Annotated in this window: 18 protein-coding genes; 1 reads left to right on the top strand and 17 read right to left on the bottom strand. The window is 60.3% G+C overall.

Annotation, left to right across the window (positions count from 1 at the left end):
- Positions 1–24: 24 nt before the first annotated feature.
- The 9 genes from JFT87_RS26250 to arcD form a co-directional block, all read right to left on the bottom strand.
- Positions 25–1,401: an L-serine ammonia-lyase gene (locus tag JFT87_RS26250; protein WP_201206142.1), complete on the bottom strand. Its 1,377-nt coding sequence runs from the start codon at positions 1,399–1,401 to the stop codon at positions 25–27.
- 141 nt (positions 1,402–1,542) lie between these two features.
- Complete coding sequence (gcvP, locus tag JFT87_RS26245) at positions 1,543–4,392, bottom strand: aminomethyl-transferring glycine dehydrogenase (protein ID WP_201206140.1); 2,850 nt, start codon at positions 4,390–4,392, stop codon at positions 1,543–1,545.
- Between the two features lie 9 nt (positions 4,393–4,401).
- Complete coding sequence (gene gcvH, locus JFT87_RS26240; RefSeq protein ID WP_201194052.1) at positions 4,402–4,785, bottom strand: glycine cleavage system protein GcvH; 384 nt, start codon at positions 4,783–4,785, stop codon at positions 4,402–4,404.
- Positions 4,786–5,233: 448 nt separating this feature from the next.
- A complete protein-coding gene (locus JFT87_RS26235; RefSeq protein ID WP_201206138.1) occupies positions 5,234–6,742 on the bottom strand; it encodes a sigma-54-dependent transcriptional regulator in 1,509 nt (502 codons plus the stop codon).
- Between the two features lie 261 nt (positions 6,743–7,003).
- A complete protein-coding gene (locus JFT87_RS26230) occupies positions 7,004–7,366 on the bottom strand; it encodes a DUF5064 family protein (RefSeq protein WP_047599537.1) in 363 nt (120 codons plus the stop codon).
- Between the two features lie 61 nt (positions 7,367–7,427).
- On the bottom strand, positions 7,428–8,357 hold the full coding sequence (gene arcC, locus JFT87_RS26225; RefSeq protein ID WP_201206136.1) for a carbamate kinase: 930 nt from the start codon (positions 8,355–8,357) through the stop codon (positions 7,428–7,430).
- Positions 8,358–8,573: 216 nt separating this feature from the next.
- The gene (locus JFT87_RS26220) at positions 8,574–9,584 is read right to left on the bottom strand and encodes an ornithine carbamoyltransferase (protein WP_201194045.1); all 1,011 of its coding nucleotides are present in this window, start codon (positions 9,582–9,584) and stop codon (positions 8,574–8,576) included.
- Between the two features lie 71 nt (positions 9,585–9,655).
- Entirely contained in the window at positions 9,656–10,912 is a 1,257-nt protein-coding gene (gene arcA, locus JFT87_RS26215) for an arginine deiminase (RefSeq protein WP_201206134.1), read from the bottom strand.
- Positions 10,913–10,945: 33 nt separating this feature from the next.
- Positions 10,946–12,373, bottom strand: a complete 1,428-nt coding sequence (gene arcD / locus JFT87_RS26210; protein ID WP_201206132.1) for an arginine-ornithine antiporter — start codon at positions 12,371–12,373, stop codon at positions 10,946–10,948.
- A gap of 420 nt (positions 12,374–12,793) precedes the next feature.
- Between arcD and JFT87_RS26205 the strand changes: the two genes are divergently transcribed.
- On the top strand, positions 12,794–13,657 hold the full coding sequence (locus JFT87_RS26205) for a DNA-3-methyladenine glycosylase family protein (protein ID WP_201206130.1): 864 nt from the start codon (positions 12,794–12,796) through the stop codon (positions 13,655–13,657).
- A 130-nt stretch (positions 13,658–13,787) separates the two neighbouring features.
- Here JFT87_RS26205 and JFT87_RS26200 read toward each other — a convergent pair whose 3' ends face one another.
- The 8 genes from JFT87_RS26200 to gap all read right to left on the bottom strand — a co-directional run bounded on the left by JFT87_RS26200 (position 13,788) and on the right by gap (position 24,480).
- Positions 13,788–15,137 (bottom strand): CoA transferase, encoded by a 1,350-nt coding sequence (locus tag JFT87_RS26200; protein WP_201206128.1) that lies wholly within the window; start codon positions 15,135–15,137, stop codon positions 13,788–13,790.
- Positions 15,138–15,310: 173 nt separating this feature from the next.
- Positions 15,311–17,449, bottom strand: coding sequence for a methyl-accepting chemotaxis protein (locus JFT87_RS26195; RefSeq protein ID WP_201206126.1), 2,139 nt, complete (start codon positions 17,447–17,449; stop codon positions 15,311–15,313).
- A gap of 242 nt (positions 17,450–17,691) precedes the next feature.
- On the bottom strand, positions 17,692–18,081 hold the full coding sequence (locus JFT87_RS26190; RefSeq protein ID WP_201206124.1) for a YbaN family protein: 390 nt from the start codon (positions 18,079–18,081) through the stop codon (positions 17,692–17,694).
- Between the two features lie 163 nt (positions 18,082–18,244).
- A complete protein-coding gene (locus JFT87_RS26185) occupies positions 18,245–18,847 on the bottom strand; it encodes a biliverdin-producing heme oxygenase (protein ID WP_201206122.1) in 603 nt (200 codons plus the stop codon).
- A 116-nt stretch (positions 18,848–18,963) separates the two neighbouring features.
- A complete protein-coding gene (locus JFT87_RS26180) occupies positions 18,964–21,555 on the bottom strand; it encodes a TonB-dependent receptor (protein ID WP_201206120.1) in 2,592 nt (863 codons plus the stop codon).
- A 122-nt stretch (positions 21,556–21,677) separates the two neighbouring features.
- On the bottom strand, positions 21,678–22,643 hold the full coding sequence (locus JFT87_RS26175; RefSeq protein WP_201206118.1) for a FecR domain-containing protein: 966 nt from the start codon (positions 22,641–22,643) through the stop codon (positions 21,678–21,680).
- A 126-nt stretch (positions 22,644–22,769) separates the two neighbouring features.
- Complete coding sequence (locus JFT87_RS26170) at positions 22,770–23,288, bottom strand: sigma-70 family RNA polymerase sigma factor (protein WP_201206116.1); 519 nt, start codon at positions 23,286–23,288, stop codon at positions 22,770–22,772.
- 190 nt (positions 23,289–23,478) lie between these two features.
- Complete coding sequence (gap, locus tag JFT87_RS26165) at positions 23,479–24,480, bottom strand: type I glyceraldehyde-3-phosphate dehydrogenase (protein WP_201206114.1); 1,002 nt, start codon at positions 24,478–24,480, stop codon at positions 23,479–23,481.
- Between the last annotated feature and the right edge of the window lie 96 nt (positions 24,481–24,576).

The raw sequence follows: 24,576 nt of genomic DNA, 5'->3' as shown, positions 1-24,576 counted from the left end.
TGTGCAGATGCCAATGCGCGCGCATTAGCACTCGATAATGTTGACCGCCAAACCGCCACGGGCGGTTTCCTTGTATTTGCTTTTCATGTCGGCGCCGGTCTGGCGCATGGTGCGGATGACCTTGTCGAGGGAAACGAAGTGCTGACCGTCACCACGCAGGGCTATGCGCACCGCATTGATGGCTTTCACCGAGCCCATGGCGTTGCGCTCGATGCACGGCACTTGCACCAGGCCGCCAATCGGGTCGCAGGTCAGGCCGAGGTTGTGTTCCATGCCGATTTCGGCGGCGTTTTCCACCTGCGAAACGCTGCCGCCAAGGACTTCGCACAACGCACCGGCCGCCATCGAACAGGCGACGCCGACCTCCCCCTGACAACCGACTTCAGCGCCGGAAATCGAGGCGTTTTCCTTGTACAGAATGCCGATCGCGGCGGCGGTCAGCAGAAAACGCACGACGCCGTCTTCATTGGCGCCGGGGATGAAGCGCATGTAGTAATGCAACACTGCCGGGACGATCCCGGCTGCACCGTTAGTGGGCGCGGTGACCACGCGTCCGCCGTTGGCGTTTTCTTCGTTGACCGCCAAAGCGTAGAGGTTGACCCAGTCCAGTACTGACAGCGGATCGCGCAGCGCCGATTCCGGGTTCTTGCACAATTGCCGATGCAGCGCCGCCGCTCGGCGTTTGACCTTCAGGCCACCCGGCAAGATGCCTTCGTTGCGGCAACCGGCGTCGACGCAGTCCTGCATCACCTGCCAGATGTGCAGCAGACCGGCACGGGTTTCCGCTTCCGGGCGCCAGGCACTTTCGTTGGTCAGCATCACCTGGCTGATCGACAGACCATAAGTGGCGCAATGGCTGAGCAAGTCTTTTGCGCTTTTGAACGGGAAGGTCAGCGGCGTGGCGTCTTCGACGATACGGTCGGCACCGGCGGCGTCTTCATCGACGACAAAACCACCGCCGACCGAGTAATACTCGCGGCTGCGGATTTGTATGCCTGCCGCATCGAACGCGCGAAAGATCATGCCGTTGGGGTGATAAGCCAACGGTTTGCGGATCATCGCCAGATGCAGCTTTTCATTGAATTCGATGGAGTGCTCACCGAGCAGGTTCAAACGACCGTTACTGCGAATCTCTTGCAGACGGGCGGTGACGGTTTCGGTGTTCACGGTGTCCGGGTGTTCACCTTCCAGGCCGAGCAACACAGCCTTGTCGCTGCCGTGGCCTTTACCGGTGGCGCCGAGCGAGCCGTAGAGCTCGACTTTGACGCAGGTTGTTGCGGCCAGCAGCCCTTCACGGCGCAGACCTTCGGCGAAACGCGCAGCAGCACGCATCGGGCCGACGGTGTGGGAGCTGGAGGGGCCGATGCCAATCTTGAACAGGTCGAACACGCTTAACGACATGAGTTGTTCTCCGGTTTCTTGTTATAGGAATTCACGGAATCTGGGGCTTTGCACGGACCCTGTGGGAGCGAGCAAGCCCGCTCCCACAGGGGATATGCGGTGCTCTTGAGAGTGGGGGCGAGCGAACCCGCCCCTACATTTTTAAGCGTAGCTTTCGATCGACGGGCAGGCGCAAACCAGGTTGCGGTCACCAAACACGTTGTCGACCCGACCGACCGGTGGCCAGTACTTGCCTTCGATCAAGGAGGCAACCGGGTAAACCGCTTGCTCACGGCTATACGGATGCGTCCACTCGCCCACGATTTCCGCCGCGGTATGCGGGGCGTTTTTCAGTGGGTTGTCGTCCTTGTCCAGCGTGCCGTTTTCCACTGCGCGGATTTCTTCGCGGATGCGGATCATGGCGTCGCAGAAGCGGTCCAGTTCTTCCTTGGATTCGCTTTCGGTCGGCTCGATCATCAGCGTGCCGGCCACCGGGAACGACATGGTCGGCGCATGGAAGCCGAAGTCGATCAGGCGTTTGGCGACGTCATCGACGCTGATGCCGCTGCTGTCTTTCAGCGGACGCAAATCGAGGATGCATTCGTGCGCGACCAGGCCGTTGCTGCCGGTGTAGAGCACTGGATAGTGTTCTTCGAGGCGACGGGAGATGTAGTTGGCATTCAGGATCGCCAGTTGCGAAGCACGCTTCAAACCGGCGCCGCCCATCATCCGGATGTACATCCAGGTGATCGGCAAAATGCTTGCGCTGCCGAACGGTGCGGCGCAGACCGCGCCTTCCTTGCGCTCCATCTGGGCGTGGCCCGGCAGGAACGGCGTCAAGTGCGATTTCACGCCAATCGGGCCAACGCCCGGGCCGCCACCGCCGTGGGGGATGCAGAAGGTTTTGTGCAGGTTCAAGTGCGAGACGTCGCCGCCGAACTTGCCCGGTGCGCAGAGGCCGACCATCGCGTTCATGTTGGCGCCGTCGATGTAGACCTGGCCGCCATGGTCATGAATGATGCCGCAGATTTCGCGGATGCCTTCTTCGAACACGCCGTGGGTCGACGGGTAGGTGATCATCAGCGCGGCGAGGTGTTCGCGGTGCTCGATGGCTTTGGCGCGCAGGTCTTCGATGTCGACGTTGCCACGGGCATCGCACGCGGTCACCACCACGCGCATGCCGGCCATGTTGGCGGTCGCCGGGTTGGTGCCGTGGGCCGACGACGGGATCAGGCAGATGTCGCGACGGTCTTCGCCACGGCTCTGGTGATAGGCGCGGATCGCCAGCAGGCCAGCGTATTCACCTTGGGAGCCGGCGTTCGGTTGCAGCGAGATCGCATCGTAACCGGTGGCGGCGCAGAGCATCGCTTCCAGTTCATCGGTCAGTTGCTGGTAGCCGGCGCTTTGCGCGGCCGGGGCGAACGGGTGCAGGGCACCGAATTCAGCCCAGGTCACCGGGATCATTTCGCTGGCGGCGTTGAGTTTCATGGTGCAGGAACCCAGCGGGATCATGGTGCGATCCAGTGCCAGGTCCTTGTCGGCGAGCTTGCGCAGGTAGCGCATCAGCTCGGTTTCGGAGTGGTAACGGTTGAAGACTGGGTGGCTGAGGATCGGCGATTGGCGAACCAGGGTAGCCGGCATGGTGCTTTGCACGGAAGCGGCCAGGGCAGCGAAGTCCGGCAGCGCTTTGCCGTCAGCCAGCAGCGCCCACAAGGTTTCAACATCAGCTTGCGAAGTGGTTTCGTCGAGGGACAGGCCCAGACGTTCAGCATCGACCACACGCAGGTTGATCTGCTGGGCGCGAGCCTTGTCGTGCAGCTTGGCGGTGTTGGCGCCAGTGTTCAGCGTCAGCGTATCGAAGAAGTTTTCCTGCTCAACCGTGAGACCGAGTGCGCTCAAGCCTTTGGCCAGAATCGCCGTCAGGTGATGCACGCGGTTGGCGATCTGCGTCAGGCCTTTCGGGCCGTGGTACACGGCGTACATGCTGGCGATGTTGGCCAGCAGAACCTGCGCCGTGCAGATGTTGCTGGTGGCCTTCTCGCGGCGGATATGTTGCTCGCGGGTTTGCATCGCCAGGCGCAGGGCCGGCTTGCCGAAACGGTCCACCGAGACGCCGACCAGACGGCCCGGCATGTCGCGCTTGAACGCATCTTTCGTCGAGAAGTACGCCGCGTGCGGGCCACCGAAACCCAGTGGCACACCGAAACGTTGTGCGCTGCCGATGGCCACGTCAGCGCCGAACTCGCCCGGCGGGGTCAGCACGGTCAGGGCCAGCAGGTCAGCGGCCACCGCGACCAAGGCATTGGCGGCGTGGAAGCGTTCGGTCAGTTCGCGGTAATCGAACACGTCACCGTTGCTGGCCGGGTATTGCAGCAGCGCGCCGAAGAACGGCGTCACGTCGGTCAGTTCATGCTCGTCGCCGACCACCACGTCGATGCCCAACGGCTCGGCCCGGGTGCGCAGCACGTCGAGGGTTTGCGGGTGGCAATGCACGGAAGCGAAGAACGCGTGGCTGCCCTTGTTCTTGCTCAGGCGTTTGCAGAAGGTCATCGCTTCGGCAGCGGCGGTGGCTTCGTCCAACAGCGAGGCGTTGGCAATCGGCAGGCCGGTCAGGTCGCTGATCAGCGTCTGGAAGTTCAGCAGCGCTTCGAGACGACCCTGGGAAATCTCCGGCTGGTACGGGGTGTAAGCGGTGTACCAGGCCGGATTTTCCAGCAGGTTGCGCAGGATCGGCGACGGCGTGTGGGTGCCGTAGTAACCCTGGCCGATGTAGGTCTTGAACAGCTGGTTTTTGCTGGCGATGGACTTGATCAACGCCAGGGCATCGGCTTCGCTCAGGCCGTCTTCGAGGCCGAGCACGCTGGTGCCCTTGATGCTGTCCGGGATGACGCTGGCGCTCAGGGCTTCGAGGGAGTCGAAGCCGAGGCTGTTGAGCATCGCTTGCTCGTCGCCGGAGCGCGGGCCGATGTGGCGGGCGATGAATTCGTTGGCAGTACTGAGATTGATAGTCATGGCGGCTCCTCAGGCTTCGGCGTTGGCTTTGATCAGACGGTCGTAAGCGTCTTGATCCAGCAATTGGGCAACAGCCGATGCGTCGGTTGGCTGGAAGCGGAAGAACCAGCCTTCGCCCAGCGGATCTTCGTTGACCAGCTCAGGGCTGCTGTCGAGTGCCGGGTTCACTTCCAGCACTTCACCGTCGAGTGGCATGTACACTCCGCTGGCGGCTTTTACCGATTCCACGGTGGCGGCTTCAGCGCCTTTTTCGTAGGACTGCAGCTCAGGCAGTTGTACGAAAACCACGTCGCCCAAGGCGTTCTGTGCGAAAGCGGTGATACCGACTGTGACGCTGCCGTCAGCTTCGGTACGCAGCCATTCGTGATCTTCAGTAAAACGCAACTCGCTCATGGAAACTCCTAAGGGGGCCAGACTCGTCTGGTGGACGCGATTGAATGCTTGGGCAAAAGCCCTTCTTTATAGGAGGTTACTAAGCAAAATCGCTGCCAATGTTAATAAGTCCTTATAAATCAAAGTCTTGTTGGCTTTCGAGAGGCGAGCAAAATGAATGCCCGTAGCGAAATCGCTACAGTACGAAGCAAAGAAAAAAGCGTAATGGGATCAAAGCCTTGCACAGCGGTGATCGGAGGACAGTGTATCGATATCGTTCCGCTGTAGCGCTTTCAGTACAGACAGAGGTCGTTTTTGAAGTGAATACGACCCTTGTAGGAGCAGAGCTTGCTCGCGAAGGCGGTCTGTCTGTCACATTAATGTCAACTGACACACCGCTTTCGCGAGCAAGCTCTGCTCCTACAAAGGAACCGCGTCAGGGCTAGTTTAATATGCCAAGGGCAAGGCATCACGGTTTGCTTGGAATGCCGTACTTGCGCAATCGATGAGCAATCGCGGTATGGGAGGTTTGCAGCCGATTGGCCAATTGCCGGGTCGAGGGATAGCTGACGTAGAGTTTTTCCAGCAGCGTCTTCTCGAACTCTTCCATCGCTTGCTCAAGGCTGTCGACGTCGCTGTCACTCTGGCGCGCCACGGAGGTGCCGGCGATGTCGAGGTCGCCGATGTCCACCAGGCTGCTTTCGCAAATCGCGGCGGCGCGGAAGATTACGTTCTGCAATTGCCGCACATTGCCCGGCCAGCGGTTGCCGAGCAGTGCCGGGTAAGTGCCCGGCGCCAAGCGACAGATCGGACGCTGGATCTGCGCGCAGGCCTGCTGCATGAAGTAACGGGCCAGCAGCAGAATGTCCTGGCCGCGTTCACGCAGCGGCGGGACTTCGACGTTGAGCACGTTGAGGCGATAGAACAGGTCTTCGCGGAAGGTGCCTTCGCTAACCATTTTTTCCAGGTCTCGGTGGGTGGCGCTGAGGATCCGCACGTTGACCTTGACCTCACGATCACCGCCCACTCGACGGAAGCTGCCGTCGTTCAAAAACCGCAGCAGTTTCGCCTGCAAGTACGGCGACATCTCGCCGATTTCATCGAGAAACACCGTGCCTTGGTTGGCCAGTTCCATGAGCCCCGGTTTGCCGCCCCGTTGCGCGCCGGTAAACGCGCCGGGGGCATAGCCGAACAGTTCGCTTTCGGCGAGGTTCTCCGGCAATGCCGCGCAGTTCAATGCGAGGAACGGCGCACTGTGCCGCGCACTGATGGCGTGACAGGCCCGGGCTACCAGTTCTTTGCCGGTGCCGGTTTCGCCCTGGATCAATAGCGGTGCGTCGAGGGCCGCCACACGTTGGGCGCGAGCCTTAAGGGTGCGAATCGCCGGGGATTCGCCGAGCAATGCATCGAAACCTTCGGCGTGGTCATGGTGCAATGCTGAAAGGCGTTCACCGATGCGGCTCGGTTGATACAGCGTCAGCAGGGCGCCCGCGTCGGTGATCGGCGTGGCGTCCAGCAGCAGGGTCTGGCCGTTGACGGTGATCTCGCGCAGCGGCAGGCGAAAGCCGTTTTCCAGCAAGGCATCGAGCAGCGCCGGGTCGGCAAACAATTCGGTGATGCTTTCACCGGCGGGTTCGCGACCGTACAAGGCAATCAGCGCCGGGTTGGCCAGCAACACTTTGCCGGCGCTGTCCAGGGCCAGCACCGGGTCGGTCATGGCCGCGAGCAATGCGTCGAGCTGCAAGTGCCGGCGCTGGCCGGGCAGGATGTCGACCACCGTCACCGCTTGCACGCCGTGCACGCTGAACAGCGCATCGCGCAGCTCTTCGAGCACTTCCGGGCTCAGGGTCGGGGCGTCGATGTAGACGTTGGGCGGAACCATTTCCACCGCATCCAGATTGAGATTGCGCCCACCGAGCAAGGCCAGGACTTCCTGGGTAATGCCGACGCGGTCGATGAAGCTGACGTGGATACGCATGGGGCGGTTTTTGGTTCTGGAGTGCGGAGGGTGGCAAGTATGCCTTAAATCAAAAACACCCTCATCGGAAACGCCGCCCGCCCATCCCTCTCCCGGAGGGAGAGGGGGCCGATTGTGGGATGCTCATGAGATACGCCGACCTGAAAATACGGCTGTGAATCCATAATCGACTCGGACTTCCAGGTCGATGTCTGCCGGCATACACCTCGTTCAGTCCCCTCTCCCTCCGGGAGAGGGTTAGGGTGAGGGGCTTTTAAAGGGTCATTCGAAATGCTCGAGATTGACCGGATCCCCGGATTGCATATTCAACTGCTTGCGGATGTCTTCAAACATCAAGTCGTAATGTTTGTGAACCGAGCCGATCTGGCTGTGCGTCTTGGGAATTCCGTATTTTTCGGCGATCCGGGTCACGTCGCGGGCAAAGTTGTATGCCTCTTCCTTGGGCAGGAAAAACGTTTCCTTCATGTCCTTGCCCTGCATATTGCCATGCAGGGTGAACTGTATCCCTTTGCCTTTTTGCGGGTCGGTGAACACTTCATAGTCGAGGTGCACGTTGTAATTGACGTCATCGTCGGTCAACGCGTGCCGCTCGATATGCAAATGACCAGGTTCAAACTGAGCCATGGTTTTCTCCTTTCAAGGCATGGGAGAAGGGCAGGCCTGGGCCTGCCCCCGGAGTTTCTAATTATCGATAGCTGATGCCCGGCTTCGCCGTACTCACGCGAGTACCGGCGGTGCCCTGGACGATGGCTTCGATGTCCGCCAGCGAACCGATCACCGCGACCTTGCCAGTATGGCGCGCGAATTCGCAAGCTGCCTGCACCTTCGGCCCCATGGACCCGGCGGCAAAACCCAAGCGTTCCAGTTCATCCGGATGCGCTTCGGCGATGGCCTTCTGCGACGGCTTGCCGTAGTCGATGAACGCCGCATTGACGTCAGTGGCGATCACCAGCAGATCGGCTTCCAGTTGTTCGGCGAGCAGCGAGGAACACAGATCCTTGTCGATGACCGCCTCAATGCCTTTGAGATTATGGTTCTCGTCATACATGGTCGGGATGCCGCCACCGCCAGCACAGATCACGATGCTGCCCTTATCCAGCAGCCACTTGATCGGGCGGATTTCGAAGATGCGTTTTGGCCGTGGGCTGGCAACCACACGGCGATACTTGTCGCCATCCGGGGCAATCGCCCAACCTTTTTCGGCGGCGAGTTTTTCCGCTTCAGCCTTTGAATACACCGGGCCGATGGGTTTGGTCGGGTTCTGGAACGCCGGGTCCTTGGCATCGACTTCGACCTGGGTCAGCAGGGTGGCGAACGGCACTTCGAAGTCCAGCAGGTTGCCCAGTTCCTGTTCGATGATGTAGCCGATCATGCCTTCGGTTTCGGCACCGAGCACGTCCAGCGGGTAGGGCGAAACCGAGGTGTAGGCTGCCGCTTGCAGCGACAGCAGGCCGACTTGCGGGCCATTGCCGTGGGCGATGACCAATTGGTTGCCGGGGTAGATCCTGGCGATCTGTTCGGTGGCGACGCGGATATTGGCGCGTTGATTGTCCGCGGTCATGGGTTCACCACGGCGGAGCAGGGCGTTACCGCCCAGAGCAACGACGATACGCATAATGCAGTCCTTTCAGAGTTCGGTGATCCCTGTGTTGACTGGCTTTTGTGGCGAGCGAGCTTGCTCGCGCTCGAGCGCGCAGCGGTCGCAATCAGGTTATACGCGGTGTACCTGACGCGATGCGGTTGATGCATTTACGACTGCTGCGCAGCCGAGCGGGAGCAAGCTCCCTCGCCACAAAAAGCCGCTTCCACAGGAAGGAAAGCGGCAGTCTTTTTAGATATCCGCCAACGCCGACACCAGGATCGCCTTGATGGTATGCATGCGGTTTTCCGCTTGTTCAAAGGCGATGTTGGCTGGCGATTCGAAGACTTCTTCGGTCACTTCAACGCCGCCGGCCAGGTGCGGATAGCGCGCGGCGATGTCCTTGCCGACCTTGGTTTCGCTGTTATGGAATGCCGGCAGGCAGTGCATGAATTTCACGCGCGGGTTGCCCGAGGCTTTCATCATTTTCGCGTTGACCTGGTACGGCAGCAGTTGCTCGATGCGCTCGTCCCACGCTTCCACCGGCTCACCCATCGACACCCAGATGTCGGTGTGGATGAAGTCCACGCCCTTGACCGCTTCTTTCGGGTCTTCGGTGATGGTGATGCGGGCGCCGCTTTCTTCAGCGAATTCTTTGCACTGGGCAATGAAGTCCGCGTGTGGCCACAGGGCTTTGGGTGCAGCGATGCGCACGTCCATGCCCAATTTGGCGCCGATCATCAGCAGCGAGTTGCCCATGTTGTAGCGCGCATCGCCGAGGTAGGCGTAGCTGATTTCATGCATCGGCTTGTCGCTGTGCTCGCGCATGGTCAGTACGTCGGCGATCATTTGTGTCGGGTGGAATTCAGCGGTCAAACCGTTGAACACCGGCACGCCAGCGAACTTGGCCAGCTCTTCGACGATTTCCTGTTCAAAGCCACGGTACTCGATGGCGTCGAACATCCGGCCCAGCACACGGGCGGTGTCTTTCATGCTTTCTTTGTGGCCGATCTGCGACGACACCGGGTCGATGTAGGTGACGTGGGCACCCTGGTCGTGGGCCGCGACTTCGAAGGCGCAACGGGTGCGGGTCGAGGTTTTTTCGAAGATCAGCGCGATGTTCTTGCCTTGCAGGTGTGGACGCTCGGTGCCGGTGTACTTGGCGCGTTTGAGGTCCCGGGACAGGTCGATCAGGTAGTTGAGCTCGCGAGTGGTGTGGTGCATCAAGCTCAGCAAGCTGCGGTTGCGCATGTTAAAAGCCATGATTTGGATCTCCTTGGGTTTCGGTTATCCCCCTGGCCGCACGTTGTAAGTGTCGGCCAGGGCTCAGAGGTTTAATAGTCGATGGGGTCGCGAATGATCGGGCAGGTCATGCAGTGGCCGCCGCCACGGCCGCGCCCGAGTTCGCCGGCACTGATGGTGATGACTTCCACGCCAGCCTTGCGTAGCAAGGTGTTGGTGTAGGTGTTGCGGTCGTAACCGATCACCACGCCCGGTTCGAGGGCCACCACGTTGTTGCCGTCGTCCCATTGCTCGCGTTCGGCGGCGAAGCTGTTGCCGCCGGTTTCCACCACGCGCAGGGCCTTGAGGTTGAGTGCGGCCGCCACGGTGTCGAGGAAGTTGGTTTCTTCGCGGCGGATGTCTATGCCACCCGGTTTGCTTTCATCAGGGCGCAGGGTGAACGCGACGATCTGGTTGACCACTTCCGGGAAAATGGTGACCAGGTCGCGGTCGCAGAAGCTGAACACGGTGTCCAGGTGCATCGCGGCGCGGGATTTCGGCAGACCGGCGACGATCACTCGCTCCACGGCTTGGTGCTTGAACAGGTTCAGCGCCAGTTGACCGATGGCCTGACGCGACGAGCGCTCGCCCATGCCGATCAACACCACACCGTTGCCGATAGGCATCACGTCGCCGCCTTCGAGTGTCGAGTTGCCGTGCTCCTGATCCGGGTCGCCGTACCAGACCTGGAAGTCGGCGTTGGTGAACTCGGGGTGGAATTTGTAGATGGCGCTGGCCAGCAGGGTTTCCTGACGGCGCGCCGGCCAGTACATAGGGTTCAAGGTCACGCCACCGTAGATCCAGCAGGTGGTGTCGCGGGTGAACAGGATGTTGGGCAGCGGCGGCAGAATGAAGCTCGAGTGGCCGAGGAAGTCACGGAACATCTCGATGGTCTTGCCGCCGAAACTGGTTGGCAGGTCATCGGCCGACACGCCGCCGATCAGGAACTCGGCTATCTTGCGCGGCTCCAGGCTGCGCAACCAGGAACTGGTTTCGTTGACCAGGCCCAGGCCCACTGTATTGGCGGTGATCTTGCGTTCGAGAATCCAGTCCAGGGCCTCAGGGTTCGCGACGATGTCGGTCAGCAGGTTGTGCATTTCCAGCACGTCGACGTTGCGTTCGCGCATCTTGGTGACGAAATCGAAATGGTCACGCTTGGCCTGGGCAACCCATAGCACGTCATCGAACAGCAATTCGTCGCAGTTGTTCGGGGTCAGCCGCAGGTGGGCCAGACCGGGGGAGCAAACCATGACTTTGCGCAGTTTGCCGGCCTCGGAATGTACGCCGTACTTAACTTTTTCCGTGGTCATTACAGTGATCCTCCAGATGTAAACAATCAGCTATTACAGCGTCAGGAAACCGGCATACAGCCCGTAGGCAGCCACCAGGGCGCCGACGACTACGGCCGCGAAAATCAGCTTCTCGACATTAGTGAAAACCGGTTTGCCCACTTCCATCTTGGCCTTGGCGAACAGGATCGCGCCGGGGGCATAGAGCAGGGCGGAAAGCAGCAGGTATTTGATGCCGCCGGCATACAGCAGCCAGACCGCGTAGATCACGGCAATGGCGCCGATGATCAGGTCTTTCTTGCGTTCGGCCAGGGCGTGTTCATAAGTCTCGCCGCGTACCGCCAGCAGCAGCGCATACGCCGCCGACCACAGGTAAGGCACCAGAATCATCGAGGTGGCAAGGTAGATCAGCGACAGGTAAGTGCTGGCCGAGAACAGGGTGATGATCAGGAATACCTGAACCATCGCGTTGGTCAGCCACAGGGCGTTGGCCGGTACATGGTTGGCGTTTTCGCGGCGCAAAAACGCCGGCATGGTGTGGTCCTTGGCGGCGGCGAACATGATCTCCGCACACAACAGCACCCAGGACAGCAGCGCGCCAAGCAAGGAAATGATCAGACCAATGCTGATCAGCACCGCGCCCCAGTGACCGACCACGTGTTCCAGCACGGCCGCCATCGACGGGTTCTGCAGCTTGGCCAGTTCCGGTTGGGTCATGATGCCCAGAGACAACACGTTCACCAGCACCAGGAACAGCAGCACGGTAATGAAACCGATCACGGTGGCCTTACCAACGTCGCTACGTTTTTCGGCCCGGGCCGAGAAGATGCTCGCGCCTTCGATGCCGATGAACACCCAGACGGTGACCAGCATCATGTTGCGCACCTGGTTCATCACGCTGCCCAGGCTAGTGTTTTTAGTGCCCCAGATGTCGGCAGTGAAGATGTCCAGCTTGAAAGCGAACACGGCGATCAACACAAACAGCACCAGCGGCACGACCTTGGCGACGGTGGTCACCAGGTTGATGAACGCCGCTTCCTTGATCCCGCGTAAAACAAGGAAGTGCACGGCCCAGAGCAGCACCGAGGCGCCGATCACAGCGGCAACGGTGTTGCCTTCGCCGAAGATCGGAAAGAAGTAACCCAGGGTGCTGAACAGCAAGACGAAGTAGCCGACGTTGCCCAGCCAGGCACTGATCCAGTAACCCCAAGCGGATGAGAAACCCATGTAGTCGCCGAAACCGGCCTTGGCGTAGGCGTAGACACCACCGTCCAGGTCAGGCTTGCGGTTGGCCAGGGTTTGAAAGACGAACGCGAGGGTCAGCATGCCGACCGCCGTAATTGCCCAACCAATCAGCACCGCACCGACATCAGCACTGGCGGCCATGTTCTGCGGTAAAGAGAAGATCCCGCCACCAATCATTGAGCCAACTACCAATGCAACGAGCGCGCCGAGCTTCAGTTTTCCGGGGGATTCAGACATTGCATGACTCCAATGCAGGAGAAGAGAGACAACAGATTAAATCTGTTAACTGTTCAATCAGCTGACATAGATCAGTGCATCGGCACATTCCATTGTTAATGAAAGACTTATGAACTTTTCGCGGGCATAACTGTATTGCTGGAAAAGCCCGGCTCAGAGGCCTCGGCCAGTTCAAGCAGGAATAATACGTATCGCATTGAGGTTTTTAAGCTAGTTCGTTTTCGCGAATTCGCAACTTTTTGATAACTGTTTTCAGTACAGAATTGATTTATTAGGATTGACTCACAAAACTGCTATGCACCGATTGCCACAGATTGATCGGCTATAAATAAAAGGCATTAATAGGTGTTAATTATTGAACGTTATTACGCTTTACCTATTTAGTTAAATTAATCCATTTGTTAGTGGGGTGCTGTCGCTATGAGGTTGCTGCTGGCGTATCGGCCGCCTTATGACTGGGCCGCAATGTTGGTTTTTTTGTCGGCGCGGGCGATTGCCGGGATGGAGACGGTGGTCGATGGCGTGTATTCGCGCAGCATCGGCTTGGATGGTGTGCACGGCACGTTTTCGATCAAGCCGGTGGGGGATGCTGCGCTTGAGCTGACGCTGGATTTTCCTGACCCCGCGGGCGTGTCCGAGATCGTGGCGCGGTTGCGGCGGATGTTTGATCTGGATGCTGATCTGCCCGCGATCCATCAACAATTGGCGACTGACCCGTTGATGGCTCGGTTGATTGCCGAGCGTCCCGGATTACGCGTGCCGGGTGCGTGGGATGGTCTGGAGCTGGCGATTCGCGCGGTGTTGGGGCAGCAGATTACGGTGCGCGCGGCGATCAAACTGGCAGGGAAACTGGTGGCGCAGTATGGCGAGGCATTGGATTCAGCGCCGCCCGGGCTGACTCATGTGTTTCCTGGGGCGGCGGTGTTGGCGGTCTCGGACCTGGCGACGCTGGGGATGCCGAAAAGCCGTGGGCGAACGCTGTCCGGTGTGGCTCAGGCGTTACTCGATGATCCGTTGTTATTTGAGCCGGCGCGCGAGGGCGGCGTGGCGCGGTTGCTGGCATTGCATGGGATTGGCGACTGGACGGCGCAGTACATTGCGTTGCGGCAGTTACGGGAGAGGGATGCGTTTCCGAGTGGGGATGTGGGGTTGATCAATGCGTTGGCGGCGCTTGAAGGCGGACCGGTGACGGCGCGGGAGTTGCTGCGGCGGGCTGAGGTGTGGCGACCTTATCGGGGGTACGCGGCGCAGCAGTTGTGGACATCGCTGAGCCGGGTTGATTGAGCTGATCCGGGATTTGTAGCGGCTGGTCTGACGCATTCGCGAGCAAGCCCGCTCCCACATTTGATGGCATTCGTCCGGGAGAACTCGGTCACCTGTGGGAGCGAGCTTGCTCGCGATGGCTATCTAACAGTCACCACCACTGCGCGCGATGGGAGCCCAATTCCGTGGCGGGAATGGCCCATTGCACAGGCGTTCCGGTGATTTTCAGCGGAACGTGCAACCGGTGCGCCGGCCCCCAAGGTGTCTGCTCGACCAACAACCCTTGATCGTCCTGATCTTCCGCCCGCAACGGCTCATTTGTCCCTGCACCATTCTCAATCAACAACTTCGCGGTCCGCGCCAACGATAACCGCGCCGAACCACCGAACCCGCGAGTCAACCGCTCAGCCAACAACTTGATCGCACTCGCCGCCATCAAATACCCGGTCGCGTGATCCAGCGCCTGAACTGGCAATGGTGTTGGCTTGTCGGCTTTCTTCCACTGCATGCCAGCCTCGGCAATCCCGCTGCTCATCTGCACCAGACTGTCGAAACCCCGACGGTTCTGCCACGGGCCGCTCCAGCCGTAGGCGTTGAGGCAGACATCGATCAAGCCTGGGGACAACTTCTGGCGTTCAGCGGCGCCGTAACCCAAGTGTTCCAATGCATCGGCGCGGTAGCCGTGGAGCAAAATGTCGGCGTCCTTGAGCAGGCTTTCGAACACTGCGCGATCAGCCGTGTCATGCAAATCCAGCCGCGCACAGCGTTTACCGAGAGTGACTTCCGGCACGACACCGGGCTCGTTCCAGGTCGGCGGGTCGATGCGCAATACGTCGGCGCCGAGGCCGGCGAGGAAGCGGCTGGCGATGGGGCCGGCGAGCACGCGGGTCAGATCAAGCACTTTGATTCCCGCCAGTGGTCGCGCCACCGAGCCTTGCCACGGTTTGGCGTTCTGGCTGCTGTGGGCGGCGAATTGAATCAATGGCTCGGCGTTTACGGCGATGCCTTGAGGGTGGGCCTGCCATTGCGCCCAGGTGCGCATCTCAGCGGCGCAGCCACCGGCCTCGACCACGGCGTGTTCCAGATCGGTCTTGGCCCACTTCGCGACCTGACTCGCCATGCCGGCGCGGTCGGCACAGGCACCGAGCACGCTTTCGGCGGCGGCGCGGTGATGTGGGGCGTTGGTGTGCAGGCGAATCCAGCCGTCCTTGGTCTCATAGTCACCGGCGACCGGGTCCCACAGCGGCGGCGCGCTCCAGCCCAGCGGACGGATCGAGGTGGCGAACCAGAACGAAGCCAGGCGGCGGTCGACTTCAAGGGTGGGCAAGCGGCCGGTCTGTTGGTGCAGCAATTCGCTGACAGCCTGACCGGCGGCGGCAATGCTGGCGCAGGCCAGGTCAGTGACGGCGAACGCCGAGGGCAGGGCGCCGCTCGACGTAAACGGGATCGGGGTATGCGGCAAGCCGAGTGCGGCTTGAATGGACGTGAGTAAATCAGTCATCGAAGGCCCTCCGGAACGAGGGTTCGATGATAGATCAAAAATCTGCCGGGCCAGATGAAATCCCTTGTGGGAGCGGGCTTGCTCGCGAAGGCGGTGTGTCAGTCGACATCAATGTTGACTGATACGCCGCCTTCGCGAGCAAGCCCGCTCCCACAAGGATATCTGCAGGATTGCTAGACGCGGAACTGGTCCATCAGCTTCATCTGCTGACTGGCCAATGCATTGAGCTGGCTGCTGATCGCTGCCGATTCAGTTGCCTGGCCGGTCAGGGTTTCGGTGACGGTGCGGATTGCCGAGACGTTGCGATTGACCTCTTCGGCCACGGCGCTTTGCTGTTCGGCGGCGCTGGCGATTTGCAGGTTCATGTCGCTGATCACCGTCACCGCGTCGCTGATCTTGCCCAGGGCCTGGACTGCTTGCTGGATCTGCCCTGCGTTGCTGTGGGCCTGGGTCTGGCTCGAGTGCATGGTGGCAACCACGCCGCGGGTGCCGGTCTGGATGCGTTCGATCACGATGCGAATTTCTTCCACCGAGTCCTGGGTCCGTTTGGCCAGGTTGCGCACTTCATCGGCAACCACCGCAAAGCCACGACCACTTTCGCCGGCACGGGCCGCTTCAATCGCGGCGTTGAGCGCCAGCAGGTTGGTTTGTTCGGCGATGCTGCGGATCACTTCCAGCACCGATCCGATCTGCTCGCTGTTCACCGCCAGGGCTTCGACTTCGGTCACGGCTTTGCTGACTTCGTCAGCCAGCAAATTAATATCCCGGGTGCTGCGCTCAATGATCTGCATGCCATCGCGGGCTGACTGGTCGGCGCCTTTGGCGGCGTTGGCAGCGTTCGACGCGCTATTGGCGACGTCGTGGGCGGTCGCGCTCATTTCATTGGACGCGGTGGCGACCTGGTCGATTTCGCGGAACTGCACCTGCATGCCTTCGCTGGTCTGGCGGGCGATTTCCGAAGACTGGTCGGCGGTGCCACGGGCGTCGGTAATGCTCTGTTTGATCTGCGCGATGGTCGGTTGCAGCTTGTCGAGGAAGCGGTTGAACCAGCTCACCAGTTCACCGAGTTCGTCTTTCTTGCTGTAGTGCAGACGTTGGGTCAGGTCGCCGTCGCCGCTGGCAATCGCCTTGAGCATTTGCGCCACGCTGTTGATTGGCCGGGTCACGCCCGACGCCGTGAGCCAGATTAGCAACAGACCGATCAAACCGGCCGCCACCGCCACCAATAACGCCTTGAGTGTGCCGGTTTGTTGCGCGTCATCGAGCACCGTTTGCAGCTTCACCGAATCGGCCAGCAGTACTTGTTTGGGCAGGTCGATCACCACACCCCAGGCCTTGGAATCGGTGATCGGGCTGACCGGGTACACCGCGCGGATCAGGTCACCCTGTTCGAGAATCTTCGGCGAGCCGTTGCCGAGCAGTTGCAGGACTTCCTTGCCGTCGGCACCGAGGGTGTCGCCGATGCTTTTACCCACCTTGCCGGCATCAACGCTGTAACCGGCAAGCACACCGCTGCCGGAGACGATCAGCATGTGGCCGGCACCATTGAACAGGTCACGCTGGGAATCCATCGCCGCTGCTTGCAACGCATCGAGGGCGATGTCGACGCCAACCACGCCGATGGCCTTGCCATCCACCAGCAACGGCACGGAAATGGTGGTCATCAGCACTTCCTTGCCGCCCACGGTGTCGGAATACGGGTCGAGCAAGCAGGTGCGTTTGTTGTCGCGAGGGCAGGTGTACCAGCTGTTGTATGGCGTACCGCTGAGGCTGAGGGTGGTTTTGGTCATGTCGTCTTCGACCATGATCGTGTTGAGCCCGACCCCGCCCGCGCGGCTCCAGTAACTGGCGAAACGTCCCACCTCGTTGGACTGCCTGACAGCGTCATTGACGAATTCGCTGTCCTTGCCGTCCAGGCCGTTGGGCTCGAACGCCAGCCAGATCCCCAGCACTTTGCCGTTGCGCTCGAAAGCGGTTTTCAGGCTCTGGTTCAACTCCTCGCGCAGGGCGCCGGCGTCCAGCGAACGCTTGGCGGCCATGGTGCGCATGTCCTTGATCTGATCGGCCAACGCCGTGACCACCAACAGGCTTTCACCGAAGGTCTTCTGCACCCGCACGGCTTGCTCGGCGGCTTTGGCCTGGAGCAGGTCCTGGACGCTGGCGGTGAGCATTTTGCTGCTGGAGGCGCTGACCAGGTCGTTGTTGCGGTTGGTCTGGTACATGTTCATGCCGACGATCAGGGCGACGACACCGAGCAGGCACAGACCGGACAACAGGACGATTTTCAGGCGGATGGACAGGGAGTCGAACATAGGGCGAACTCGCAAATGAATAAACGGGTGGCATGCGGACATGAACTGTCCGGTTCGCCAAATCCATTCAGCGCCATTCAATGCTCATCGGCGCGAAGCGAGAGGGCATGAGCAGGCTGCCGACGGACGGTCAGCGCTAAACGTTTGCGCAGGAGATTGTGCTGAAAAGGCGATTAATTACAGGGAAGTTTCAGGGGAACACTGCGTGTTGATCGGGCCTGAGCCTTGCTGTGGTGAGGGGATCAAAGGGATAGGGTTTCCGGGCGCGACCAGATCCACAGGTTGCCCAGGCTCATGCCAGTAATCGCCAGGTAAACCGGCCAGCCGTGATCGAGCATCACCAGCATCAAGCCTGCACACAGCAGCATGCTGACGGTGGCGCTGACCTTGGCCCGGCGGACGATGATTTTGCCGTTTCGCCAATTGCACAGGATCGGCCCGAACAAGCGATGGTTTTCCAGCCAGGCACTCAGGCGCGGCGAACTCTTGGTGGCGGCCCAGGCGGCCAGGAGGATGAACTCGGTGGTCGGCAGGCCCGGCACGACAATCGCGATCAGGCCGATGCCCAGGCTGACGTAGGCCAGCAGGCCGAAGAGGATTCGGGCGAGTTTGGAGGCGGCGAGGTGAGGCATGGGCTCAGCGGATTGCTTCTGAAGCGGAATGGAGATCTTACAGGCTTACGCGGACCCTTGTGGGAGCGGGCTTGCTCGCGAAAGCGGTGTGACAGGCAACATTGATATTGACTGACACTCCGTCTTCGCGAGCAAGCCCGCTCCCACAGGGGAATGTGGTTTGTCAGGCGAGTTCCGGGGTGTAGGCCTGTTCCAGCAACACGGTGAAGCGGTTGAACGCATCAACCGCCGCTTGCTCGATTTCGGCTTCTTCCTGAGCGCTGAATTCCAGCGAGTCGAGGGTTCTGACGAAACTCTTCCAGCCTTGCGCACGACCACCGGCCGGCTCGCCCAGGTGGCGGGCGCCGAAGGTGTCGCTCAAACCCAGGCCCACGGCACGCTTGATCAAAAACGCAGCGCCGAGCTTCGAGCCTTCGGAGACAAATAACCAGCCCAGGGCCGCGGCTTTGGTTGGATTCTTCACCGCGTCAGCCACCGCTGCCGGAACGTCAGTGTCCAGATCGGCCAGGTCAGCCTTGGCCGCTTCGGCACGGCAGCGTGCCGGCAGGTCCGGGACGATCGTAGTCAGTTCAGTATCGTTGTACAGCGACACCAATTCCGACTGGAACAAGTACTGCGCGACCACGAAACGGGCGAAATTAGCCTGGGTTTCGAACGGCGCATGAGCTTTGACCAACGCGTCGAGTTTGGTGTGTGGCTCGTTGGTGATCTGGTTCAAGCGTTGCGAACGCAGAGCAGGGCGTTGAGCAGTGTCCTGGGAGGTCATGGGAAGTCCTTGAGAAAAAAGAGGCGCTTGGTAACGAGACGAACAACAAGGCGCCAAACAGTAAAAAAACCTCACGGCAACGCATTAACAAATGTGTCGCAGTGAGGCACTCAGGGTCAGATGTCCCAGACCAGATTGATCGCGAAGTTACGACCCGGCTGAGTCAGGCGATCCAGGTTGGCCGGTTGGGTCACCGAGGCTTCGCCGACACTGTCGTAGCCGCGCACGTCATCCCACTGCCAGTATTTCTTGTCGGTCAGGTTGTAGAGGCCGGCATTGACGGTCACATCGTCGGTGACCTTGTAGAAACCGGCCAGGTCGAGCACGCCATAACCCGGGGTCTTGAACTGGGTGCTGGTGCCGTCCGGGGTCTTGAAGCTGGTGCTGTCGACGCGGTCCTTGCGTTTGACCAGTGTCCAGCTCAACAGGGCGCCGTAGTTGTCCCGGTCGTAACCGAGGCCGAACACGCCGGTCAGCGGGTTGATGCTGTTCAGTGGCTGGCCGCTGTCATCGTTACGGCCATACAGGTACGCCATCGAGCCTTGGGTGTAGAGGCCGGTCGGCGCACCGAAGCCGTCCAGGTTCAGGCGCCCCTTGAGCTCCACGCCCTTGATGGTGGCGTGCTTGATGTTGTTGCTCTGGAACGTGGTCTCGGTGTAGCCGGGAGTGATCGCGTTCTCGTCGATGAAGTCGCGGTACTTGTTGTAGAACACCGCCACATCGAAGGTGCCTGCCTCGAATCGGCCGCGCAGGCCGGTTTCGTAGCTTTTGCTCTTTTCCGGTTCCAGGTCCGGATTCGGCGCGACCTGATAACCACCGGCCAGGTTTTCGAAGCGACCGTACAACGCCTTGGCGGTCGGCGTGCGGAAGCCTTCGGCGTATTGGCCATACCAGGTGTAGTTGTCGTTGAAGCTGTAGGTGGTGCCGAACTTCGGCGACAGACGATGCCAGGTCTTGGTGTCGTCGCTCACCACGCCGTTGCCGCTCTGGTCGGCGGTAGCCAGGAACTCGTCGGTGATGTGCGGCTTGAGCTGGGTGTAGTCGTAGCGAGCGCCGGGCAGGAAGGTCCAGTTGCCCCAACTGATCTGATCCTGGGCAAACAGGCTGTAGCTGTTGATGGTCGGGTCCGGGAAGTCGCTGGCCTTCTTCAATACATCCGCCGAACTGACTGCGCCGATCTGGCGGCAACTGCCGAGGACTGCGACACAGGTGCCGTTGCCACTGCGCGAACCGGTGACTTTCTGCTGCTTGATGGTGGTGCCGTAAGTCAGCACGTGATCGGTGTCGCCGATGGCGAACGCCTTGTCCAGTTGCGCGTCGAAGACCCACTGTTTTTCTTCATAAATCGTGTCGCGGGTGCGCAACACTTTACGCGACATCGGGTAGTAGAACTCTTCGGTACTCTGATCGGTTTTGGCGATCTGGTGGTTGAGGCTCCACTTCACGTTGTCGACCAGCAGGCTGTCGAGAGCAAAGCGGTGCTCGATGCCGAAACGTTCACGGGTGATGGTGTCGTTGCCGGTGCGCCACTGGTACATGCCGCCGGGCAGCATGCTGTTCGGGATTGTCGGGGCACCGTTGAAATACGGGCCGCCGTAGGCGCTTTTCTGATTGGTGTCGCGGTCGTCCTTGTAGTGCTCGTAGGTCAGGCCCAGGCGCGCGTCGTCGGCGTAGTTCCAGCCGAGTTTGGCCAACACGTTGGTGGTGCGCACGTCCTCGGGGTTGGCCTCGGTGCGGTTCAGGCCGGTGCCGCCGGTTTCGCCGTAGGATTCGGTTTCATGCCCATTGCGTTGGCTCAAATGCAGCAAGCCGTCGAAGTCGCCAGTGCGACCGGCGATGGTGCCGGAGGTCAGCCAGCTGTCATCGGCCGAGCTGTAGCCGGTTTTCAAACGTGCGCCGACGTCTTTGCCAGGCTTGATGATGTCGTCCGGATCGAGGGTGTAGTAGCTGACGGCGCCGCCGATGGCGTTGCTGCCGTAGAGCACCGACGCCGGGCCACGGAGGATTTCCACGCGTTTGACGATTTCCGGGTCGACGTAGTTGCGGTTGGTCTGGGCGTACGGGCCGTTGAAGAAACTGTCGGGCACTTGCACGCCGTCGACCTGGGTCAGCACGCGGTCGCCGTCGATACCACGGATGTTGTAGCCGGTCAGCCCGGCACGTTGGCCGGCGCCGCCCACCGAAACACCCGGCTCGTAGCGCACCAGATCCTTGATGTTGTTGACGTTGTTGCGGTCCAGTTCTTCGCGGGTCTGGACACTGACAGGGGCCGGCACGCTGTCGATGCTTTGTTCCTGACGGGTGGCGCTGATGGTCACCTGTTGCAGGTTGAGGGCGCCGCCGCCGTTGCGTTTTTCCAGCACGATGTTGTTAGTGCCCAGTTTGCGATAGCTCAGGTTGGTCCCCACCAACAGGCGATCCAGGGCTTTTTCCGGTGGCAAGGATCCGCGCACACCCGGCGAGGCGATGCCTTCAGCCAGTTCTGCTGGCAAGCCGACCTGCCAGCCGGTCACGGCGGTAAAGGCATTGAGTGCCGAAACCAGCGACTGCTGAGGAATCGCGAACGAGTAATCGCCCATGTTGCGGCTCGGCTGCTCGGCGGCAGTGGCTGCCATCAGCGGCGCGGCACCGGCCATCAGGATGGCGGCGGTCAGCAATGACAGCACGCGGGAAGGTGAAGAGGACTGGCGGGTATGGCGAGAGGACATCGATAGCGCTCCGTGTCGCACGAATCTTTATAGGTGCAGATTGGCATCGATAGATGCGAATCAATTGCATTGGCTATAACGAGACGAACGAGCTTCGGCTATCGAGTAAAAATAATTCTCATTTAGTTCAAGATCACCAGCGCCGGAAATTCCTGAAGCTTGGCCGAGGTGATGTGAGCGAGGGAGCGGATCACGTCCAGCGGCTGGTCGAGGCGGTAATTGCCGGTGACGGCGACGTCGGCCAACTGCTCGTTGTTGTTGATGATCCAGCCTGGATAGTAGCGCCGCAGCTCCGCCAGCACCTGGCTCAGCGGGCAGTTCTCGAACACCAGTCGGCCCTGAACCCACGCCAGGTCGGTGGCGGCGTCGAGCTTGGCCGGGCGGTCGAAACCGTTGGGGCCGATGCGGATGCTTTCACCGGCCGACAGCCGTACTCGCGCATCGTCACGGGTGGCACGCAAATCCACGTCGCCGCGCTGCACCCGAACCTGGGCCACGCCATCGAGGTAACGCACGGCAAACGCAGTATCGCGGACACTGGCCTTGACCGGCCCGGCGTCGATTTCCAGCGGTTGGCCACGGTTGGCCGGCACCTCGAAATACGCCTCGCCCTGATATAAGCGAGCGACGCGCTGCTGATCGTTGATGGTGCTGGAAAACGCCGAATTGGTATTGAGCAGGACCTTCGAGCCGTCTTCCAATTGCAGACGCTGGCGTTCACCGACCACGGTCAGGTGATCGGCCTGAAGACGCATCGGCAGATTGCTGAAACTGAACAAACCGAGGATCAACACCGCCGCCGTGGCCAGTGGTTTCCAGTGCGGACGCAAGCGCGACAACACGGTGACTTTCGCAGGTTTAGCGGCCAGGTTTTGTGCGCACTGGAGGACCAATGGGCCGTCCCAGATCGCCTGGGCCTTGGCGAACGCCTCGGCATGCAATGGATCGGCGGCGAGCCATTCGTGGAACTGTCGGCTCTGTTCCGCACTCGGACTGCCCAGCACGATCAGCCAGTCCAGGGCCTGGTCCATCGCGCTTGCAGTGTCCCGCGCCGGGTCAGGCGTTTGGGAGCGGTGGGTGTCCGTCACGGTGTTTCCTCGGCAGTGTCTGTGCACCGCTGTTTTTTTTAGTAGAGCGTGGAAGTGCGGCAAGGGTAGCAAAGCTCGAAGGCCCTGCGCAGTCGATCTCGGCAGGTAGCGAGTAAACCTACAGACTCAGTCGCCGTTTAACCGTTGCGCGACGCCAATGCAGATCGCCATGATCAGCTTCAGTTCTTTTTGCACAGTGCTTAGGGACACGCCGAGTTGTTCGGCGATCTCCAGATAGCTGTGGCCGTGCAGGCGACTGAGGATGAAAATCTGCTGCTGACGGCTGCTAAGTTCACTGAGGCTCACGTTCAAACGCTCCAGCAATTGTTCGGCATGGGCGGCGTCCTCGGCACTGCTGACCGGGGCGGCGATGCTTTCCACCACGTCCAGCGGGACGTCATCGAGCAGGGTGCGCGACTGAATGCGCCGCGCACGCAAATGGTCCAGCGCCAGGTTGCGGGCGGTCTGGAAGACGAAGGGTTCAAGGTGATCGATGGCCCGCTCACTGAGCGCCCGGGTCACGCGCAGGTAGGTTTCCTGCAACAGGTCTTCGGCGGTGCTGTGATTGTTGACCATCCGCTCCAAGGTGCGCAGCAGCGAAACCCGCTGAGCGATGAAGACGTGATTGAAGCGCGATTGACTCACGGGAGGACCTGATCCATTTTGAGCGAATGATAATGCTTATCATCTGCCCGTATGGTCAAGCCTTGATTTTGAATTGAAATCGAAAACCTGTGGGAGCGAGCCTGCTCGCGAAAGCGCTGTATAAGCCAACATGAATGTTGAATGACAGATCGTATTCGCGAGCAGGCTCGCTCCCACTGGGATTGGGAATTTATTCCGCGTTGCACAGCGCCAGGCAGTTATCGAGCATGCGGTTGGAGAAGCCCCATTCGTTGTCGTACCAGGCCAACACCTTGAGCAGTTTGCCGCTGGACTTGGTGTGGTTGGCGTCGAAGATCGACGACAGCGGGTTGTGGTTGAAGTCGCTGGAGACCAGCGGCAGGGTGTTGTAGCCGAGAATCTTCGAGTGCTGGGCCGCTTCTTTCAGCAGCGCGTTCACTTGCTCTGCGCTCGCCTCACGTTTTAGCTGCACGGTCAGGTCCACCAGCGACACGTTGATCACCGGAACACGCACCGCCATGCCGGTCAGTTTGCCCGCCAGCTCCGGCAGCACCAGGCCGACGGCTTCGGCAGCGCCAGTCTTGCTCGGGATCATGTTCTGGGTGGCGGAACGGGCGCGGTACGGGTCGGTGTGGTAGACGTCAGTCAGGTTCTGGTCGTTGGTGTAGGCGTGGATCGTGGTCATCAGACCGCTTTCGATGCCCAACTCGCGGTGCAGCACCTGGGCCACCGGGGCCAGGCAGTTGGTGGTGCACGAGGCGTTGGAAATAATCTGGTGCGACTGGCGCAGAATGTCGTGGTTAACACCGTAAACCACGGTGGCGTCGGCGCCTTTGGCCGGGGCCGAGATAATCACTTTGCGCGCGCCGGCCGTAATATGCGCGGCGGCTTTGGCACGGTCGGTGAACAGACCGGTGCATTCGAAGACCACATCGATCTTCTCGGCAGCCCACGGCAGTTCAGCCGGGTTGCGGATGGCGCTGACCGAAATGCGGTCGCCATTGACCGTCAGGCTTTCGTTATCGTGCTGGACATCAGCGTCGAAAGTGCCGTGAACGGTGTCGTACTTGAGCAGATGAGCGTTGATCGAGCTGTCGCCCAAGTCATTGATGGCGACGATCTGCAGATCCTGACGATAACCTTGGGTATACAGTGCGCGCAGGACATTACGGCCAATTCGGCCAAAACCATTGATTGCGATTCGAAGAGTCATTTAACAGCGCCGCCGTCGTTTTGTTGTTGGAATTACAAGATTATTCGCATAAAAATAGAAAACAAGCCTTTTTAATGGCAATATTTTGTTCAATCT

The organism is Pseudomonas sp. TH15 (assembly GCF_016651105.1).
Classification (GTDB): domain Bacteria; phylum Pseudomonadota; class Gammaproteobacteria; order Pseudomonadales; family Pseudomonadaceae; genus Aquipseudomonas.
The sequence above is the reverse complement of the archived record's forward strand: the minus strand, read 5'-3'. Positions and strand labels throughout refer to the sequence as shown.

Excerpts from the sequence above, each read along its gene's own strand:
- JFT87_RS26185 (WP_201206122.1), bottom strand. The coding sequence starts at position 18,847 with ATGACCTCCCAGGACACTGCTCAACGCCCTGCTCTGCGTTCGCAACGC.
- JFT87_RS26230 (WP_047599537.1), bottom strand. The coding sequence starts at position 7,366 with ATGGCTCAGTTTGAACCTGGTCATTTGCATATCGAGCGGCACGCGTTG.
- arcC (WP_201206136.1), bottom strand. The coding sequence starts at position 8,357 with ATGCGTATCGTCGTTGCTCTGGGCGGTAACGCCCTGCTCCGCCGTGGT.
- JFT87_RS26250 (WP_201206142.1), bottom strand. The coding sequence starts at position 1,401 with ATGTCGTTAAGCGTGTTCGACCTGTTCAAGATTGGCATCGGCCCCTCC.
- gap (WP_201206114.1), bottom strand. The coding sequence starts at position 24,480 with ATGACTCTTCGAATCGCAATCAATGGTTTTGGCCGAATTGGCCGTAAT.
- JFT87_RS26195 (WP_201206126.1), bottom strand. The coding sequence starts at position 17,449 with ATGTTCGACTCCCTGTCCATCCGCCTGAAAATCGTCCTGTTGTCCGGT.
- arcD (WP_201206132.1), bottom strand. The coding sequence starts at position 12,373 with ATGTCTGAATCCCCCGGAAAACTGAAGCTCGGCGCGCTCGTTGCATTG.
- JFT87_RS26205 (WP_201206130.1), top strand. The coding sequence starts at position 12,794 with ATGAGGTTGCTGCTGGCGTATCGGCCGCCTTATGACTGGGCCGCAATG.
- JFT87_RS26220 (WP_201194045.1), bottom strand. The coding sequence starts at position 9,584 with ATGGCTTTTAACATGCGCAACCGCAGCTTGCTGAGCTTGATGCACCAC.
- gcvH (WP_201194052.1), bottom strand. The coding sequence starts at position 4,785 with ATGAGCGAGTTGCGTTTTACTGAAGATCACGAATGGCTGCGTACCGAA.
- arcA (WP_201206134.1), bottom strand. The coding sequence starts at position 10,912 with ATGACCACGGAAAAAGTTAAGTACGGCGTACATTCCGAGGCCGGCAAA.
- JFT87_RS26200 (WP_201206128.1), bottom strand. The coding sequence starts at position 15,137 with ATGACTGATTTACTCACGTCCATTCAAGCCGCACTCGGCTTGCCGCAT.
- JFT87_RS26180 (WP_201206120.1), bottom strand. The coding sequence starts at position 21,555 with ATGTCCTCTCGCCATACCCGCCAGTCCTCTTCACCTTCCCGCGTGCTG.
- JFT87_RS26235 (WP_201206138.1), bottom strand. The coding sequence starts at position 6,742 with ATGCGTATCCACGTCAGCTTCATCGACCGCGTCGGCATTACCCAGGAA.
- gcvP (WP_201206140.1), bottom strand. The coding sequence starts at position 4,392 with ATGACTATCAATCTCAGTACTGCCAACGAATTCATCGCCCGCCACATC.
- JFT87_RS26190 (WP_201206124.1), bottom strand. The coding sequence starts at position 18,081 with ATGCCTCACCTCGCCGCCTCCAAACTCGCCCGAATCCTCTTCGGCCTG.